Annotated in this window: 14 protein-coding genes; 8 read left to right on the top strand and 6 right to left on the bottom strand. The window is 63.0% G+C overall.

Annotated features, from left to right (window positions below):
- Positions 1–267: 267 nt before the first annotated feature.
- From SO156_RS19500 to SO156_RS19490, 3 genes are all read left to right on the top strand, one after another.
- Complete coding sequence (locus SO156_RS19500; RefSeq protein WP_498535928.1) at positions 268–3,453, top strand: efflux RND transporter permease subunit; 3,186 nt, start codon at positions 268–270, stop codon at positions 3,451–3,453.
- On the top strand, positions 3,440–4,642 hold the full coding sequence (locus SO156_RS19495) for an efflux RND transporter periplasmic adaptor subunit (protein ID WP_458144319.1): 1,203 nt from the start codon (positions 3,440–3,442) through the stop codon (positions 4,640–4,642). The genes SO156_RS19500 and SO156_RS19495 overlap by 14 nt, the downstream gene beginning before the upstream one ends.
- Positions 4,643–5,246: 604 nt before the next feature.
- On the top strand, positions 5,247–6,953 hold the full coding sequence (locus SO156_RS19490) for a methyl-accepting chemotaxis protein (protein ID WP_498535927.1): 1,707 nt from the start codon (positions 5,247–5,249) through the stop codon (positions 6,951–6,953).
- Positions 6,954–7,256: 303 nt separating this feature from the next.
- On the opposite strand, the gene SO156_RS19485 is transcribed toward SO156_RS19490, so the two are convergent.
- Positions 7,257–8,237, bottom strand: coding sequence for a helix-turn-helix domain-containing protein (locus tag SO156_RS19485; protein ID WP_498535926.1), 981 nt, complete (start codon positions 8,235–8,237; stop codon positions 7,257–7,259).
- 665 nt (positions 8,238–8,902) lie between these two features.
- Here SO156_RS19485 and SO156_RS19480 point away from each other — a divergent pair.
- Complete coding sequence (locus SO156_RS19480; protein ID WP_498535925.1) at positions 8,903–9,253, top strand: hypothetical protein; 351 nt, start codon at positions 8,903–8,905, stop codon at positions 9,251–9,253.
- Between the two features lie 431 nt (positions 9,254–9,684).
- Here the strand turns inward: SO156_RS19480 and SO156_RS19475 are convergent, their stop codons facing one another.
- The gene (locus SO156_RS19475) at positions 9,685–11,199 is read right to left on the bottom strand and encodes an acetyl-CoA acetyltransferase (RefSeq protein ID WP_458144314.1); all 1,515 of its coding nucleotides are present in this window, start codon (positions 11,197–11,199) and stop codon (positions 9,685–9,687) included.
- Positions 11,200–11,586: 387 nt separating this feature from the next.
- On the opposite strand from SO156_RS19475, the gene yghU reads away from it, so the two are divergent.
- Entirely contained in the window at positions 11,587–12,468 is an 882-nt protein-coding gene (gene yghU, locus SO156_RS19470) for a glutathione-dependent disulfide-bond oxidoreductase (RefSeq protein WP_498535924.1), read from the top strand.
- Between the two features lie 125 nt (positions 12,469–12,593).
- Here yghU and SO156_RS19465 read toward each other — a convergent pair whose 3' ends face one another.
- From SO156_RS19465 to SO156_RS19455, 3 genes are all read right to left on the bottom strand, one after another.
- Positions 12,594–13,868, bottom strand: a complete 1,275-nt coding sequence (locus tag SO156_RS19465) for an acyl-CoA dehydrogenase family protein (protein ID WP_498535923.1) — start codon at positions 13,866–13,868, stop codon at positions 12,594–12,596.
- 294 nt (positions 13,869–14,162) lie between these two features.
- Positions 14,163–14,540 carry a VOC family protein gene (locus tag SO156_RS19460; protein WP_498535922.1) on the bottom strand — a complete coding sequence of 126 codons (378 nt, stop codon included), beginning with the start codon at positions 14,538–14,540 and terminating at the stop codon, positions 14,163–14,165.
- Positions 14,541–14,672: 132 nt separating this feature from the next.
- A complete protein-coding gene (locus SO156_RS19455) occupies positions 14,673–15,452 on the bottom strand; it encodes an SDR family NAD(P)-dependent oxidoreductase (protein ID WP_498535921.1) in 780 nt (259 codons plus the stop codon).
- 170 nt (positions 15,453–15,622) lie between these two features.
- On the opposite strand from SO156_RS19455, the gene SO156_RS19450 reads away from it, so the two are divergent.
- From SO156_RS19450 to SO156_RS19440, 3 genes are read left to right on the top strand one after another with little or no spacing between them, the layout of a single operon-like run.
- A complete protein-coding gene (locus SO156_RS19450; RefSeq protein WP_498535920.1) occupies positions 15,623–16,411 on the top strand; it encodes an enoyl-CoA hydratase/isomerase in 789 nt (262 codons plus the stop codon).
- Between the two features lie 10 nt (positions 16,412–16,421).
- Complete coding sequence (locus SO156_RS19445; protein WP_458144308.1) at positions 16,422–17,408, top strand: phosphotransferase family protein; 987 nt, start codon at positions 16,422–16,424, stop codon at positions 17,406–17,408.
- A gap of 2 nt (positions 17,409–17,410) precedes the next feature.
- A complete protein-coding gene (locus SO156_RS19440) occupies positions 17,411–17,788 on the top strand; it encodes a DUF6285 domain-containing protein (protein ID WP_458144307.1) in 378 nt (125 codons plus the stop codon).
- Between the two features lie 247 nt (positions 17,789–18,035).
- Here the strand turns inward: SO156_RS19440 and SO156_RS19435 are convergent, their stop codons facing one another.
- Positions 18,036–18,815, bottom strand: a complete 780-nt coding sequence (locus tag SO156_RS19435; protein ID WP_458147607.1) for an enoyl-CoA hydratase-related protein — start codon at positions 18,813–18,815, stop codon at positions 18,036–18,038.
- Between the last annotated feature and the right edge of the window lie 122 nt (positions 18,816–18,937).

The following is an 18,937-nucleotide window of genomic DNA, read 5'->3' as shown; positions in this document are numbered from 1 at the left end:
CGCCCAAGAGGGCGCGCCCCGAAATGACGAAGGGAGAGAGAAAAGCCCCGCTCTCAATCCCTCATCCTCGGGGTGACGGTGATCGAGCCGCGGCATCCGTCGTGTCCTCTGGCATAGCTGCGATGCCTATTCCGCAGTGCGGTAGCAGGGAAGTGAATGATCCCGCGCTGCTTCGCGTTGGCGTCGAGGAGGGGTTCGGGTAAAGGGAAAGAGGAATGCCCGCGGGGGCGGATTCCACCTCTCGCTTGACCTGGAACTGACTGGCGAATGATAGCTCTGGTCCGCATCGCCCTGAGCCGGCCGTACACCTTTGTCGTGCTCGCGCTCCTGCTCCTGATCGTCGGACCGCTCGCGGCGCTACGCACGCCGACCGACATCTTCCCGGACATTCGCATCCCCGTGATTGGCGTCGTCTGGCAGTACACCGGCTTGCCGCCGGACCAGATGGCTGGCCGCATCACCACGCCCTTCCAGCGCGCACTGACGACGACGGTCAACGACATTGAGCACATCGTCGCAAACTCCTACAACGGCTTCGGCATCATCAAGATCTTCTTTCAGCCGAACGTCGACATCCGAACCGCCAATGCGCAGGTCACCGCGATCTCGCAGACGCTGCTGAAGCAAATGCCGCCGGGCGCGACGCCGCCGCTGATCCTGAATTATTCGGCCTCCACCGTGCCGATCATCCAGGTGGCGCTGTCGGGCGAGGGGCTCACCGAGCAAAACCTCGCCGATATCGGCATCAACCAGCTCCGCACGCCGCTCGTGACCGTGCCGGGCGCGGCGATCCCCTATCCCTTTGGCGGCAAGCAGCGTCAGGTGCAGATCGACCTCGACCCGACCGCGCTCCAGGCGCGTGGGCTGTCGGGGCAGGACGTGGCCAACGCCCTCGCAGCCCAAAACCTGATTACGCCGGTCGGCACCCAGAAGATTGGCACCTTCGAGTACAACATCCAGCTCAACAACTCGCCACTGAAGATGGAGGAGCTCGGCAATCTGCCGATCAAGACCGTCAACGGCGCGATGGTTTATGTGCGCGATGTGGCGACCGTCAGAGACGGCAACCCGCCGCAGACCAACATCGTCCACGTCGACGGTAACCGCTCGGTGCTGATGATGGTGCTGAAGGCGGGTGCGACGTCGACGCTCGATATCATCGCCGGCATCAAGCAGAAGGTGATCGAGGTCAAGGACCAGTTGCCGGATGCGCTGAAGATCGGCTTCATCGGCGACCAATCGGTGTTCGTGCGCGGCGCGATCGAGGGCGTCGCCTTCGAAGGCGTGATCGCGGCGCTGCTCACCAGCGTCATGATCCTCTTGTTCCTCGGGAGCTGGCGCTCGACCGTCATCATCGCGGTCTCGATTCCGCTGTCGGTGCTGGGCGCCATTATCATGCTGTCGGCGATCGGCGAGACGCTCAACATCATGACGCTCGGCGGCCTGGCGCTCGCGGTCGGCATTTTGGTCGACGACGCCACCGTGACCATCGAGAACATCAATTACCATCTGGAGCAGGGCAAGCCGGTCGAGCAGTCGATCCTCGACGGCGCCAACCAGATCGTGACGCCGGCTTTCGTCTCGCTGCTCTGCATCTGCATCGTGTTCGTGCCGATGTTCTTCCTCACCGGTGTCGCGCGCTTCCTGTTCGTGCCGATGGCCGAAGCCGTGATGTTCGCCATGATCTGGTCGTTCATCCTGTCGCGCACGCTGGTGCCGACCATGGCGAACTATCTGTTGCAGGCGCATGTCCATCATGACGGCGCGCCGCCGAAGTCGCGCAATCCTCTGGTCTGGTTCCAGCGCGGCTTCGAGGCGAGGTTCGAGCGCATCCGCGGTGGCTATCGCGGCCTTTTGGGCATGGCATTGGCGCATCGCGCGGTGTTCGTGATCAGCTTCCTCTGCGTGATCGGCGCGTCGTTCGCGCTGGTACCATTCCTGGGACGCAACTTCTTCCCCGCGGTCGATGCCGGCAATATCCTGATGCATGTCCGCACCCAGGTCGGCACCCGCGTCGAGGAGACCGCCAACCAGCTCGCCGACGTGCAGAAGGCGATCCGCAAGCTGGTCCCGGGCGAGATCGAGACGCTGACCGACAACATCGGCATGCCGATCTCCGGCATCAACATGACTTACAACAACACCGGCGTGATCGGTCCGCAGGACGGCGACATCCAGATCAAGCTGAAGGAGGGGCATAAGCCTACCGAGGAGCACGTGCGCGTCTTGCGTGAGCAGTTGCCGCGGCTGTTCCCCGGCGTCAGCTTCGCCTTCCTGCCGGCCGACATCGTCAGCCAGATCCTGAATTTCGGCGCGCCGGCACCGATCGACCTCCAGATTCGCGGCGCCAATCTCGACGCAAATTTCGCCTATGCCAACAAGCTGCTCGCAAAGGTCCGGCGCATTCCCGGCGTCGCGGATGCGCGTATCCAGCAGTCGCCGAACAACCCAACCTTCAACATCGATGTCGACCGCACCCGCGCGCAATATGTCGGCCTGACCGAGCGCGACGTCACCAACAGCCTCGTGGTCAATCTCGCCGGCTCCTCGCAGGTCGCGCCGACCTACTATCTCAACCCGGATAACGGCGTGTCCTATTCCATCGTGATGCAGACGCCGCAGTATCAGATCGATTCGCTCAGTGCGCTCCAGACACTGCCGATCACGGCCGCCGGAAATTCGCAATCGCCGATCCTCGGTGGCATCGCCGACATCAAGCGATCGACGTCGAGCGCGGTGGTGTCGCAATACGACATCCAGTCGCTGGTGCAGATCTTTGCGACCACGCAGGGGCGCGATCTCGGCGCTGTCGCCGCCGACATTCGCCGGGTGATCGCCGACACCGCTAAGGAAGTGCCGAAAGGCTCCTCAGTTGTGCTGCTCGGCCAGGTGCAGACCATGAACAGCGCCTTCACCGGCCTGCTGTTCGGCCTGTTAGGGGCGGTCGTGCTGATCTATTTCCTGATCGTGGTGAACTTCCAGTCCTGGTCCGATCCCTTCGTGATCATCACGGCGCTGCCGGCCGCGCTGGCCGGCATCGTCTGGATGCTGTTCACGACCGAGACCACGCTCTCAGTGCCGGCGCTCACCGGCGCCATCATGTGCATGGGCGTTGCGACCGCGAACAGCGTGCTCGTCATCTCCTTCGCCCGGGAGCGCTATGAGGAGCTCGGCGATCCCGTCGCTGCTGCGCTCGAGGCAGGCTTCGTGCGGTTCCGCCCTGTGCTGATGACGGCGCTTGCCATGATCATCGGCATGGCGCCGATGGCGTTGGGGCTGGGGGAGGGCGGCGAGCAGAACGCACCGCTCGGGCGCGCCGTGATAGGCGGCCTGATCTTTGCGACCTTCGCCACGCTGATGTTTGTTCCCGTGGTCTTTAGTATGGTACACAAGAAGCAAGGCGCCAAAGCCGCCGCCGCTGCCTCACCGGAGATGCCGCATGCCGTCCACTGAACCGCGCTCGCCGGTGTCGCGCCGGAAATTGGGCATATTTGGCGTGGTGGCGCTGATCGGGGCGGGTCTCGTCGTCGGCACCGGCATCCGCGCGCGTGAGGAGCAGGGCTCCAAGCTCAAGCAGTGGACCGAAGATCAGGCTGTTCCCAGCGTCGCGGTGACCCTGCCCAATGCCAAAGCCCTCAGCGCCGCCATCGACCTGCCGGGCCGGCTGGAGGCTTACTACCGCGCGCCGATCTTCGCTCGCGTATCGGGCTATTTGAAGAGCTGGAGCGCCGACATGGGTGCCCGCGTCAAGGCCGGCCAGGTGATCGCCGAGATCGAAGCGCCGGACCTCGACCAGCAACTCCTGCAGGCCCGCGCCGATCTTGCCAGCCAGCAGGCGAGTGCAAGGCTCTCCGAAGCGACCTTGAACCGGCGCAAGACGCTGGTCGCCTCCAACTTCGTCTCCGCGCAAGAGATCGACGAGCGCACCGCCGATCTCTCCAACAAGAAGGCCGCCGTCAATTCAGGCCAGGCCAATGTGGAGCGGCTGGAAGCGCTCGCCGGCTACAAGAAGATCACCGCGCCGTTCGATGGTGTCGTCACGGCGCGCGATACCGACGTCGGCGCGCTGATCAATGCCGGCGGCGGCTCGGGCCCTGCGATGTTCGTGATATCAGATATCAGCAAGCTGCGCGTCTACGTCAACGTGCCGCAGAACTACGTGCCGGCGATCAAGATCGGCGCCAAGGCCACCATCACTCTGCCGGAGTATCCGAACCGAACCTTCCCGGCGACGGTCGAAGCCTCCTCGCAGGCCGTCGATGTCTCCTCGGGCACCACGCGCATGCAACTCGGGCTCGACAATTCCACTGGCGAGCTGATGCCCGGCGGCTATGCCAGCGTGAAGCTGAACTTGCAGCGCGACTCCGCGCCGCTCAGCATTCCCGCAAGCGCCCTGATCTTCAACGGCAGCGGCCTGCGCGTTGCGACCGTCACGCCCGACGACAAGGTGGCGTTCAAAACCGTGACCATCGCGCGCGATCTCGGCCGCGAAATCGAGCTTGCTTCCGGCATCGCTCCCGACGACCGCGTCATCACCGCGCCACCCGACGGCCTCGCCGACGGCGACCAGGTGCGCGTGGTGGGCGCCGGCGCCAACGGCAAGCCGGCAACGGCGTCGGAAAAGCAGGCGCCGAAGGGGTAAGATGGTCTCGTGCCCCGGACGCAGCACAGCACGAAGTGATGCGCTGCTGAGCCGGGGCCGATCCTTCCCAGAGTATACTACGTTGCTTGCAGATCTCTGCGACGACTGAGTGCCGCGCGCCGGGTAGCTGCGAGACGCGGGGACGCCGGTGCGGCGTAGGATGGCTTGGCTTCGCCATTGCATCGTCCTAAGAACGTGATTCTGAAATAGTTCACGCTGCAGTCTGTATATCGAGGCCGCAGCCTTGGCTGGCAGGCAGCGAATGTCTTGGCAGTTGCGGAATTTTTCGAAACTTAAGGCCGCTTCGAGAAGATCAGTTCGATCGGAATGCAAATCGGACGAGGCGACGGTCATTGAGCAATTCTGCTCTCTCGAGGGGCAAATGTTTATCATCACCGATTCGTCCTGAAACTGCGCATCAGCACCAAATGGGAGGATTACATCTGTGCTGGGCGTTCTCTCTTTTTGTGGGGGCGGTACTCGCGCACGTCGCCGACAAACTGAAATGCCGGTCGGGCTCTTGCGTTTCGCGCCCGGGCGCCTCCGGCCGCCGCGACGGCGATTTCTGCTTCCTTCATTTCCGTGATTGCTTCGAAAGGTTGCCATGTCCTTCCTCGGTCGCTTCCGTATCCTGACCAAAATTCTCGCCGTCATCGCGTTGATGGCCATCGTCGCCTGCTCCATCACCTGGCTTGGCATTGGCGCGTTGAGCACGCTGAACGAAGGGGCCGAAAACATGAGAAAAGCCGCGACACGCGCGCTTTTGGCTGCCCGCGCCAATCAGAACGTGCTCGCGCTCAGCCGTTCCGAGTTCCGAGCGGCCCTGGACCCGCGTCAGGAGAACCGCGAGCAAGTGCACAAGATTGTCGCCGAACAGATGAAGAGCTTCCTGGAGAGAATCGACGAAGTCGGCCAAACCCGGGACGAAAAGGCCAGGGCCATGATACCGGCCGTCAAGGAGACCTGGGCCGCCTATCAGAAGAGCATGGAGACGACTCTCCGCCTTGTCGATGGCCTGAAGGACGTCCAGTTGAGCGAACAAGGCGAACAGTTGCGCCGTGCGGTCACGCATGGCGAGGCCGATGCGGAGAGATTGCAGGCCACCGTGCGGGCCATTGCAGATCGGTTGAGCGAGCGCGTGGAAGCTTTCGCCAAGGCGGCTGCCGGGGAATACGAAACCACGTCGCGCCTGATGGAGACGGTGGCCGGGGTCGGCATCGTACTCGGTCTTTCGATCGGTTTCCTGATCGGCCAGTTCGGAATCGCCAAGCCGATGCGCGGCCTCGTTGGCCTACTGCAACGCCTGGCAAAGGGCGAGGATATCGAGATCACAGGCACCGAGCGCAAGGACGAGATCGGCGAGACCGCCCAGGCAGTTAACGGGATCAAGGTCATGCTGGCGCAGAAGGCGAGCGACGAGGCGGAAGCCAAGGTCGAGCAGGATCGAATCGCGGCGCAGCGCTGCAAGGCAGACATGATGAAGCTTGCCGATCAATTCGAAGCGGCGGTTGGCGAAATCGTCGAAACCGTGTCGTCGGCATCGACCGAGCTTGAAGCCTCTGCTTCGACGCTGACCGCGAACGCGGAGCGTGCGCAGGAAGTGACCACCACGGTCGCGGCGGCGTCGGAAGAAGCCTCCACCAACGTGCAGTCCGTGGCGTCAGCAACGGAAGAGCTGTCGTCATCGGTCAACGAGATCAGCCGGCAGGTCCAGGCATCGGCGCGCATGGCCCGCGAAGCCGTTGACCAGGCTCGCAAGACTAACGACCGCGTCGGGGAACTATCGAAGGCGGCGGCCCGCATCGGCGCCGTGGTCGAGCTCATCAACACCATCGCCGGCCAGACAAACCTCTTGGCGCTCAACGCCACCATCGAGGCAGCGCGCGCCGGTGAGGCCGGTCGTGGCTTCGCAGTCGTGGCTTCCGAGGTGAAGGCCCTAGCCGAGCAGACCGCAAAGGCCACCGGCGAGATCGGTCAGCAGATCGACAGTATCCAGGCTGCGACACAAGAGTCGGTCGGCGCGATCATGGAGATCAGCGGAACGATCGAAAAGCTGTCAGAGATATCGACTACCATCGCATCCGCCGTCGAAGAGCAGGGCGCAGCGACACAGGAGATTTCCCGCAACGTGCAACAAGCGGCCGCAGGCACCCAACAGGTGTCGTACAATATCGTTGACGTTCAGCGCGGCGCCGGCGAGACCGGATCGGCCTCCTCTCAGGTGCTCTCTGCGGCGCAATCGCTGTCGAGCGACAGCAACCGCCTTAAGCTCGAGGTCGGTAAGTTCCTCAACACGGTCCGCGCCGCGTAATACCGAAGCCCGGCTCGACATCTAGCCGGGCTTCGCCAGACCGCGGGATAAAAGCGACGATGCCGCTCCGGGCCAACGCGACGGCTTGCATCGGGAGAACAGAGTTTTCGGCTTCAACGGTGCATTGCCGAAATGGCGCGCCACGGACGATGAAGATGGGCACGATTGCCTCGCCGTGGCGCGATGATGCGGCGCGTGATACCGTGTATTTCTATTCGGTCCCACGCCTACCTTTTCTGGGCATGCTCTGACGAATTACGGGTGACAGTGGAGGAAGACAGATCGACTTGACTCAGCGCTCGATCATCCCCGATGATTCAAGCCTCTGCGCCGTCTACCAAGAGTGTTTGACGGGAGTTCGCCGAACATTTCGCGATATGATCGCGCAAAATGACCAAGGCTGTGAAAGCCGCATCGGAGCGCAACCGAAATCACCGAAGTCGTGTCGTCTGCGTTTTGCAGAAGCAGGTTTGCCTGCTCAAGTCTCGCGCGCCTGAGATATTCTTGCGGCGTGCAATTGTGCCGCGAATGGAAATACCGAAAGATGCTGCGGGCGCTGACGCTCGATATTTGCGCGAGGGTCTCCACCTGCAGCGGTTCGGCCAAGTTTGCGACAATGTAGTCCTCGATCCGCTTCAACTGGGCCAGGGCCGGGGCAGCGGGCGGACGACTTGCCACTGCGTCCCAGTTGCCAAGGTACACCAGCATCCTCACTGAAATGTCCTCGACTGCGGTCGCGACGAGGGCCGGCACGAACCGTTGATCTGCTATCTCGAGCTCCCTTGCGAAGCGAAACGTCGATTGACGCAGGAACCGAGTGTGGCGAAAGTCGCACAGCGAAGGCTGCCTCAGATCCATGCGGATACTGTCGGAGTCAAGCAACGCCGACCATTTGCGTCGCAGCATGCCGCCGTCCACGCGCAGGCACAGTTTGTGCAATCCGGCGGGATATCGCGCAGACCAAGGCTGGTCGCTCTGAATGATATATGCTGCCGACGACGTTGCATTTTCGACGACTTTGCCGTCGAGAACGATTTCACTCACTTCCGGGGCCGTCTGAAACGATAGGTGGAAATGACTTGCAGGATCAAATCTGCACCCAATTGGGCGATCAAAACGAATGAACGCTAGCGCACCTTGGTCGAAATACACGGCATTTGTGACAAACGGGGCTTTGGTCTGTTTGTGGGGCAGATCAACTCGATTTGCCTGTCCCCTTACCCGGATCAACGTCTCTACCTCGTCAAGCTTGTCGGACTGGAATTCAGGGTAGTTCTTCAGCATTTACCTTCCGTGGAATGTTCTGGTGCCTGAGCAAACTATCATCGGAATAGCCTCGGCGCAGCCATGATGGTTGATGATATTTGGCGAGATTGGCAGTGGCGGATTAAAGGCTCCTTTCATCAGCGGGTATGGGGATAGATCCCTGCATTGAATGATCGCGGGTTTGGCGCACCGGATTGCGCAGGACCGAGGCGCGCGCCACGATCTCAGGGATGGCGCGGTCACGCTACAGTCTGCATCCAGACTGCAAACGCTGGGCTGGCAGGCAACGAATGTCTTGGCAGTTACGGAATTTTTCGAAACTTAAGGCCGTTTCAAGAAAATGAAATTCGATCGGAGCGCGAGTCGGCGAGGCGACGGTCGTTGTTCGGAGCAATTCCGCTGTTTGGGGACATGGTTGTCATCACGGAGTTCATTCTGAAGCTGCGTATCAGCGCCGAATTGGGGAATTGCATCTGCGCTGGGCGCTCTCCTTGTTGGAGTGATACCGGTCATCGGTGATCGCGGAACGCATCGCCATCGTTCTCGCTGAACACCAGCGAGGACAAACCTGACGAATATCGTGTCGCTGGCGAGCCGAGTGCGGATGCATCAAGCACGGCCAAGCGACGATGCGAAAAGGTCGCGTAGCAGAGCTTCGGTAAAAGGGACGGGAGTAATATCTCATGTCGGTTCATATTGTCGCAGAAAGCCGCGCGAAGCTCTGTGCCATCTTGAGCATCCTCGCACAAAAATATGATACAACAGCCGAGTTGCTGGGCGCTGGCAAACCGTACCTTGGTGCGCTGGTCGCGGATGCGATTGTAGTCAACATCGACCTGCGGATAGCTGAAAACATTGTGGCGTTAAAGATTCTGAGCCGCCAATTATGGCGGTCCCCAAAGCGGATATTCGTCATTGACGAACGTAGACGCCTTGCGATCGTGCAGGCTTGTGCTTTGGGCGCTACGGATGTTCTGATCAATCCGGTCAAACCTGTTCAATTGCTCGCCAAGCTCGCCGGGGGTATCGGTTAAACCGAAGGCCTTTCGGGCAGAGAAGAAGGGGCTGCGTGTTTTGCGTCGATGTTCCGTGCGGTGAGAAGTGGCAGCACGGTCGACGTCGCACACATCAATCGTGTTGGCGACAAGATCGCCGACAATATCGTCGAGGATGGTTTGGAGAATTAGCGGACGATCGTCCGTCGACACCACGAGGTGACCTATCAGCATTGCCTCTTGGTGACGAGCATTGTGGTGGGCTTCGGTCTGAGGTTTGGCATCTGCGAGCGGACGAGAGATGATCGGTGCATCGTGAAGCACAAGACAAGGAAACACCTGCCTTCCGAACGCTGTTCGACGAAGACTGACTCAACAGATTGTAGGGTGGGCAAAGCGAAGCGTGCCCACTACGTCACGACAATCGCGGAACCAATGGTGGGCACGGCGCTAACGCGCCTTTGCCCACCCTACGAGATCTTGCCGACCCGCCACTCCGGCACGCCATCGGCGGCCATCGTGATGGCGCCGAGCGAGCCGACAGGCGTGCGCGCCATATCGAGCAGATGCGCCAGCGTCGTGTTGTCGCTCGCCGGAATGCGCGCCAGCGTCCGCCGATCGTCCTCCGTGCGCAGCATCGCCACGCCGTGCTCGACGTCGCCGTTGCGGCCGTAGATCACCGTGAAGCTCTCGACCTCGCCCTGGCCTGAGGCCTCGGCCACGAACTCAGGCACAACGCGCTTGTGGCGATCGGCCTCCGCCTGCACGCTCGTCTCCTGCGCCAGCGCTTCGCGCGGCGGCGTCTTCGAGAGCACGAGCCCGTGGTGCTTAGTAACGAAGCCGCCCTGGCCGTAGAGCAGGCCGAGCTTCGCGCCACCGCGCAACTTGCGCACCATCGCGCAGGCCGCATGTGTCATGTAGGTGTTGAGCGGCGCGCCGAAGAAGGTGAGGCCGCCGGTCACGGTCGGCTGCACGTCGGCTCCGAGGCCCAGCGTCCGCCGAGCCATCTTCGGCACGCAAGGAAAGCAGCTATAGAGCTCGATGGCGTCGAACTGCTTGCCGTCGCCGCCGGCAAGGTCCGTCACCGCCTTCAGTACCGCATTCTGCGGATGGCTCTCATAAAACTGGTCGCGCAGGAGATAGTCGCGCGGCTCCTCGGCCGAGGCGCCGCCGAGCGGATAGACCAGCCGATCCTCGGCAATGCCGGCCGCGCGCGCCTTCGCAAGGCTGGTGAGCAGCAGCGCGCCGCCCATATTGACCATCGGGTTGGCGACCATCAGTTTCGTGTAGGGCCAGGCGATCAGGCGGTTGTCCGCCGTCGGTGTCGTGATCTCGTCCGGCGCAAAGCGCCGCTTCAGCCAGGCATTGGGGTTTTGTGCGGCGGCCTCCGAATAGCGCGACCACAGCGTGCCTGACTCCGCCATCGCCTCGCCTGGTGCCTGACCCCAATGCGCCGAGGATGCGGCCTCGTAGAAGGGATAGACCGTGACGGGGCGGAACACGCCCAGCTTCACCGCCAGCGGCTTCTGGAACGCCGCACCGCGCTTCGGCTCCTCGACGTCATGCGCAAACGGCGTCCACGGCAGCTTGGCTCGGGCACGCTCCGCCTTGGTCGCGGTCGATTGCGCCTCCGCGCCACAGACGGCGGCAACGCTGCATTCGCCGCGCGCGATGCGCTGGGCGGCTTCGTGCAGATAGCGGATCGGGCTCTCGCCGCCGACCGGGCCGTAGTAGCAATGCGAAGGCTGGATGCTGAGCCGCTGCGCCAGCAGTTCTTCCGGATCGCGATAGCGCCAGCTCAGGAAGTTGACGACGTCGAGCGACTGCACCTCGCAGAGCAGCTTTGCGCCGGCATCTCCTTCGGCGCGCCGCAGCGCCTGTTCGAGAAGATCGAGCGGCTCGAGGCCCGCGGTGATCTCCTTGGGCCGGTCGACGATCTCGCCGACACCCACGATGACGGGAATGCGGTCTGGTGGGACAGTCATTGTTCTTGCTTCTTCACTTTCTCAACAACTCGGAGCCCTCATCCTGATGAAGAGACCGCGAAGCGGTCGTCTCGAAGGATGGCCGCTAGGCACTTCGTGGTTCGAGACGGCGCTGTGCGCCTCCTCGCCATGAAGGTCCGTCACGATCACTCCGCCACCAGGGCATTCATGTGCTCGACGGGTCCGGCGAAACGCTAGCCCAGCCTCGTCGCCATGCAAAGCCGGTTCGCCGTGGGCTTCTTGCGTGCAGGCGCCATACGCCCGGGCAGCCCGGCCATGACGAAACGGGGAGGGCGCCCATCTGCCAATGCAACCCGGCGCTCTTGCCAATCTCGCCGCTATCGCTAGCTAACAGCCCACGCGCCTTCCGCGCTGGAGCCCTTTTTCATGACCGACGCCCCCCCCTACGAGCCGCCCAAAGTCTGGACCTGGAATAAGCCGAGTGGCGGGCAGTTTGCCAGCATCAACCGGCCGATCGCAGGCCCGACGCACGACAAGGAGCTGCCGGTCGGCCGCCATCCGCTCCAGCTCTATTCGCTGGCCACGCCAAATGGCGTGAAGGTGACCGTGATGCTGGAGGAGCTTCTGGCGCTCGGCCACAAGGGCGCTGAATACGACGCCTGGCTGATCAATATCGGCAAGGGCGATCAGTTCGGCAGCGGCTTCGTCGCCATCAATCCGAACTCCAAAATCCCGGCGCTGCTGGACCGCTCCGGTCCCGAGCCGATCCGCGTCTTCGAGTCCGGCTCGATCCTGGTCTACCTCGCCGAAAAATTCGGCGCCTTCCTGCCCAAGGATGTCAAGAGACGCACAGAGGCGATGTCCTGGCTGTTCTGGCAGATGGGCAGTGCGCCCTATCTCGGCGGCGGCTTCGGTCATTTCTACGCCTATGCGCCGACCAAGATCGAATACGCTATCGACCGCTTCGCGATGGAAACCAAACGCCAGCTCGACGTGCTCGACCGGCGGCTTGCCGAGAGCGAGTACCTTGCCGGCGGAGAGTACACGATCGCCGACATCGCGGTGTGGCCGTGGTACGGCGCGCTCGCCAAGGGGCTGGTCTATGGCGCGGGCGAATTCCTGTCCGTGCAGGACTACAAGAACGTGCAGCGCTGGACCGATCAGATTGCCAAGCGTCCGGCGGTGAAGCGCGGCCGCATGGTCAACCGCGTCTCCGGCGATCCCGCGAGCCAATTGCACGAGCGCCACGACGCATCGGATTTCGAGACCAAGACGCAGGATAAGCTTCAGGCGGTGGCTGCGTCGTAAGCGCCTCCACGAATTGCAGGGTGGGCAAAGGCGCACAGCGCCGTGCCCACCACTCCTGCCGATCAGTTGGATGGATGGTGGGCACGGCGCTTGCGCGCCTTTGCCCACCTACGACAGCCGCGCCTTTACGGCATGCTCAGCTCATGCCGTCCCACCACCATCCAGTGCACCTCGTCCGGGCCGTCGGCAAAGCGCAGGTGGCGGACGTCCTGATACATCTCGGCGAGCGGCGTCCATTGCGAGATGCCGGTGGCGCCGTGCATCTGGATCGCCTGGTCGATGATCGTGCAGGCGCGCTCCGGCACCATGGCCTTGACCATGGAGACCCAGACGCGGGCCTCCTTGTTGCCGAGCACGTCCATGGCCTTTGCCGCCTTCAGCACCATCAGCCGCATCGACTCGATCTCGCAGCGCGCCTGCGCGATGATCTGAAGGTTGCCGCCGAGATGGGCGATCTTCTTGCCGAAGGCTTCGCGGGTGAGCCCACGCTGCACCATCATGTCGAGCGCCTTCTCGGCCTTGCCGATGGTGCGCATGCAGTGGTGGATGCGCCCGGGTCCGAGGCGGAGCTGTGAGATCTCGAAGCCGCGGCCTTCACCGAGCAGGATGTTGTCTTTGGGCACGCGCACATTGTTGAAGCGCATGTGCATATGTCCGCGCGGCGCGTGGTCCTGGCCGAACACGTGCATCGGTCCCAGAATTTCGACGCCAGGCGTGTCCTTCGGCACCAGGATCTGCGACTGCTGCTTGCTCGGCGGCGCATCCGGATTGGTCTTGACCATCACAATCATGATTTTGCAGCGGGGATCGCCAAGACCTGAGATGTAATATTTCTCGCCGTTGATCACCCATTCGTCGCCGACCAGCTTTGCCGTGGTCGAGATGTTCTTGGCATCGGACGAAGCGACGTTCGGCTCCGTCATCGCATAGGCCGAGCGAATCTCGCCGTTCAGAAGCGGCATCAGCCACGTCTCCTTCTGCGCCTTGGTGCCGACGCGCTCCAGCACCTCCATGTTGCCGGTGTCGGGCGCCGAGCAGTTCATGGTCTCCGAGGCCAGCGGGCTCTTGCCGAGCTCGACGGCGATATAGGCGTAGTCGAGGTTCTTCAGGCCCTGGCCGGTCTCGTCATCGGGCAGGAAGAAGTTCCAGAGGCCTTCCTCCTTGGCCTTGTTCTTGGCCTTCTCCAGCACCTCGAGCTGACCCGGCGTAAAGCTCCAGCGGTCGTCCTTCTTCTCGCCGTGCTTGATGAACTCTACCGTCATCGGCTCGACGGTCTCGCGAATGAACTTCTTCACGTGGTCATAGAGCGGCCGGACCTGGTCCGACATGCGCAGATCATTGAGCTCGTCGCCGGGATTGAGCGTGTAGTTGGTGGCGCGGGGCACATAGGCGTGTTTCATTCTTGTTCCTCCCGTTTCGAGATAGCCGTTCTGCCGCCGACCATAGACGCGACGCGCAAAAAGCGCGAGCGCACATTTTCACGCGACGGCCATTCGATGGAATATCGCGCGGGCGTTTGAAATGTTGTTTGAACCGTGTCGCCAACGTACCACTGTCATTCCCCGCGAAAGCGGGGAATCCAGTGCGCCGCGGCTTCTCCGTGAATCTCCGACGCCTCGGGATACTGGATCGCCCGATCAAGTCGGGCGATGACGGCGGAGATTGTGGCAGGCCGCGCGGTACATGTGGCGAGCTCACACCACGCGGTGCATTGCGCAGATCTTGTTGCCGTCGGGATCGCGCAGGTACGCAAGATAGGCCTTGCCGGCAGAGCCCTCACGAATGCCGGGAGGATTCTCGCAAGTCGTCCCGCCGGCAGCGAGGCCGGCCGCGTGCCAGGCTTCGACCTGCTCGGGAGAACTGCAGGCAAATCCGATGGTGCCGCCATTGGCGTGCGTCGCAGGCTCGCCGTTGATCGGCTTGCTCACCGAGAACACGCCTGTCCTGGTGATGTAGAAGATGCGATGGCCGTCGACCCGCGCAGGCCGCACCTCGAGCGTCGCCAGCAGCTTGTCGTAGAACGCCTTGGCCTTGTCCAGATCGTTGGTGCCGATCATCACGTGCGAGAACATGGTTTCTTCCTCCCCCTGTAGTTGTTTTTGACTCAATTCGTAGGGTGGGCAAAGCGAAGCGTGCCCACCATCACAAGCGAAACACTGAATGGTGGGCACGGCGCTACGCGCCTTTGCCCACCCTACAAAATCTCAAAATGCCGCATATCCGCCGTCGATCACGAACGTATCCGCGGTGTGGTAGGACGACGCCTTGCTCATCAAATACACCGCGATGCCGCCGAAATCGGATGGCTCGCCGAAGCGCCGCTGCGGAATCCGCGGCATCACGTTGGCGACGAATTTCTCGTTGGCCATGATGCCGGCGGTCATGTCGCTCCTGATCCAACCTGGCAGGATCGCATTCGCGGTGACGCCGTAGCGCGCGAGCTCGACGCCGAGCGCGCGCACCAGCGCGTTGATCGCGGCCTTGGTCGCGGCGTAATGCTCGTTGCGCGCCGTGCCGAAGATCGAGGCGAGGCTCGAGGTCGCAACCAGCCGGCCGAAGGGATCGCCGGCATTGGCGCGGTCGGTCATGTGCCTGGCGGCGGCCTGGAAGGCGTGGAACACGCCGTCGAGATTGGTCGAGAACATCGTGCGCCATTCCTCTTCGGTGCGCTCGACGAAGGAGCGCCGTCCGCCGCCGCCGATGCCGGCATTGGCGAAGCAGCCGTCGACCCGGCCGAAAGTGTCGAGCGTCGCCTTCATCGCCGCATTCACTGAGGCAGGATCGGCGACGTCGCAGACGCGGGCATCGACCTTGCCGGACGAGCCCGCCAGGCTCGCGGCGGCGGCCTTGTTCTTCTCGGCGTTGCGGCCCCAGATGGAGACGTTGCAGCCTTGCGCGGCGAGCGCCTGTGCAATGCCGAGCCCGATGCCGCCATTGCCGCCGGTGATCACGGCGACGCGGCCGGTGAGATCGAAAATGGTCATGGGTGTTTCCCCGCTGTGTTTGGCATGACTCGCATCAGCCTGTGCGCACAAGATTGTCCGCTATGTCCCGATCACCATGGACAAGCCGCCGGCAAAAATCAAATATGCGCCCCGACGAAAACCAATTCCGGTCTGCGGAACATCGCGGCCGCAACGCGGGTGAGGAAACCATGCAGTTCAAACACGTCACGCTCGATTTCGACGGGCCGGTCGCCATTCTCAAGCTCGATCACCAGGAGGTCATGAACGCCGTCTCGGTGGACATGCTGGGCGGGCTCACTGAGGCTCTCGACGAGATCGAGGAGCGGAAGGGCGAGGTCCGCTGCGTGGTGCTGACCGGCGCGGGGCGCGCGTTCTGCACCGGCGCGAACTTGCAGGGCCGCAACAATCAGTCGAAGAAGACCAAGGCTGGTTTGACACTCGAGACCGGCTTTCATCCGTTCCTGCGGCGGATCCGCAATCTGCATTGTCCAATCGTCACCGCGGTCAACGGGCCGGCGGCCGGCGCCGGCATGAGCTTCGCGCTGCTTGGCGACATGATCCTGTGCGCGCGCTCGGCCTATTTCCTGCAAGCCTTCCGCCGCATTGGCCTCGTGCCCGATTGTGGTTCGACCTGGCTGTTGCCGCGCCTCGTCGGCAAGGCGCGCTCGATCGAGCTTTCGCTGATGGGCGAGCGGCTGCCGGCAGAGAAGGCGCTGGAATGGGGTCTCGTCAACCGCGTCTATGACGACGGCGTGCTGATGGAGGAGGCGATGAAGCTCGCGCATGAGCTCGCCAACGGGCCAACGGTCGCGCTGTCGCTGATCCGCAAGCTCTATTGGGACAGCCCGGAAAACTCCTTCGAGGAGCAGCTCAATCTCGAATTCCAGTGCCAGCTCCGCGCGGGTGACACCGAGGACTTCCGCGAGGGCGTCGGCGCCTTCCTCGAGAAGCGTCCGGCCAAATTCAAAGGCAAATGATCAGAGCCAAATGATCGAGGCGGAGCTTTCGCGCAGCGTCGCGCGCTGGTGCCCTGGCGCAACCGGCGCGACTGGCGCGGCAAAACTGTCGGGCGGTGCGAGCCAGGAAACCTGGCGCTTCGACATTGCGCATCCGGACGGCACGATCGGCGCGATCCTGCGTCGTGCGCCGAAGGGCTATGGCGCCGCTCCCTCGCGCGCCGCGGGCCTCGGCGCCGAAGCAAGGCTCATGCAGCTCGCGTTCGAGGCGGGACTGCCGTCGCCGCGCGTGCTGCATGTGCTCGAGCCGAAGGATGATCTCGGCACCGGCTTCATCATGCAGCGCGTCGAAGGCGAAACCATCGCGCGCAAGATTCTGCGCGATGACGCATTTGCCGCAGCGCGGCCGATACTCGCACGGCAGCTCGGCGGCGTGCTGGCGGGTCTGCACAGGCTGCCGCTGGCGGAACTGCCCGAGCTCCGGCGCATGACCGCAGCGAAGGAGATCGACGAGTTCGAGCGCGACTATCGCAGCCTCGACTGGCCGAAGCCGGTGTTTGAAGTCGCATTGCGCTGGCTGCGCGATCACGATCCAGGTCCATCCGCCGAGGTCACGCTGGTGCATGGTGATTTCCGCAACGGCAATCTCATCATCGGCGCTGACGGCTTGCGTGCGGTGCTGGACTGGGAGCTCGCCCATCTCGGCGATCCCATGGAGGATCTTGGCTGGCTCTGCGTCAACTCCTGGCGCTTTGGCGAGATCGACAAGCCCGTCGGTGGTTTTGGTCCGCGCGAAGACTTGTTCGCGGGCTATGAGGCCGGGGGCCGCAAGGTCGATCCGGCGCGGGTGAAATTCTGGGAAGTGATGGGCACGCTGCGCTGGGGCATCATGTGCTGCGGCATGATGCAGCGGTTTCGCACCGGACCCGATCATTCCATGGAGCGCGCCATGATCGGCCGCCGCGCTTCTGAGACCGAAATCGACCTGTTGCGCCTGCTGGCGCCGCGAGGGAGTTGACCATGCAGGACGAGCCGAGCCCGATCGAGCTGAGCAAAGCTGTTGCCGATTTCCTCCGGAGCGACATCGCGCTGCTGATCTCCGGCCACCAGGCATTCAAGCTGCGCGTGGCCATCAACGCCCTCGACCTCGTTGTGCGGCAGTTGACGATGGAGGAGGGGAGTGATGCGCGGGAGGTGGCACGGCTCCGCGCGCTGCTCGGAGCCGACGGATCAGTGACCGAGCTCAACCGCGCGCTTGCCGGGCGCATCGCGAGCGGCGAGATCGATCTTGAAACACCGGGGCTTGCCGAACATCTCTGGCAGACCACGATGGACAAGCTCGCCGTCGATCAGCCGAACTACGCGTCGTACAAGCGGGAGCTGTCGAGGGGCGGGTAGGGACAGTCTGGATTGCTTCGCTAAGTTTGCACTGACGAGATTGTGGGTGGGCGCGCCGCATTCTCAGCCGTCATCGCCCGGCTTGACCGGGCGATCCAGTACGCCGCGGCAGTTGTTATGGATCTCGCTGCCTCTGGAATGCTGGATGCCCCGCCGGAGCCTGTCATCGGGCTCGCCGAGGGCGAGACCCGGTGGCGGGGCATGACAGCGGTGATGTTCGGGCACTCGCCATGACAGGCGCAGGGTCCTACCGGCCCAACCACTTCGGCGGCCGCTTCTCGGCAAACGCCTTCGGCCCCTCGATGTAATCCTGCGAGGCCACCATCGCCTTCACCGCTGGATACTCCCGCTGCTCCTCGATCGCCTGCTGCAGCGACACGGCGAGTCCCTTCTGGATGGTCTGCTTCGACGCGCGGATCGACATCGGCGAGTTCCTGGTGATCGTTTCCGCCCAGCGCAGCGCGGCGTTGAGCGCTTCGCCCTGCGGAACCACCTCGTTGACGAAGCCGAGCTCGAGACCTTCCTTGGCGCTGACGTGGCGCGCGGTGAGGATCATGCCCATGGCGCGCTTCAGCCCGATCTGCCGCGGCAGGCGGTGCAGGCCGCCGGCGAGCGCGGCGAGACCGACGCGCGGCTCGGGCAGGGCGAAGGTTGCGTTCTCCGAGGCGATGATCAGGTCGCAGGCGAGCGCGATTTCGAAACCGCCGCCCATCGCGACGCCGTTGACTGCGGCGATGATCGGCTTGTCGCAATCGAAGCGCGAGGTCAGCCCGGCAAAGCCGCCCTTGTCCCAGCCGCGTTTTCCTCCCGCTGCCTGCCATTTCAGGTCGTTGCCGGCGCAGAACGCCTTGTCGCCGGCCCCCGTGACGATCGCGACCCACTGCGCAGGGTCTGCCGAGAAATCGTCAAACACCTTGTTGAGCTCGAAATGCGCATCGATATGAAGCGCGTTGTAGACCTCGGGCCGCGACAGCGTCACGATCGTGACCGGTCCCTTGCGTTCCACCTTTGAGAACTTCAGCTCCATCGCGCGCTCCCGCATTTTCTCGTGAAGGAATATTGGCGTCATATTAGCGCGCGTCAGTGCCCGAGCACCATCGAATTGCGCAACGCGCCTTGCGCCGCTCACAAGCCTCGGCTTGCTTGACT

The sequence above is a fragment of the Bradyrhizobium sp. UFLA05-125 genome, from assembly GCF_059803515.1.
The sequence above is the reverse complement of the archived record's forward strand: the minus strand, read 5'-3'. Positions and strand labels throughout refer to the sequence as shown.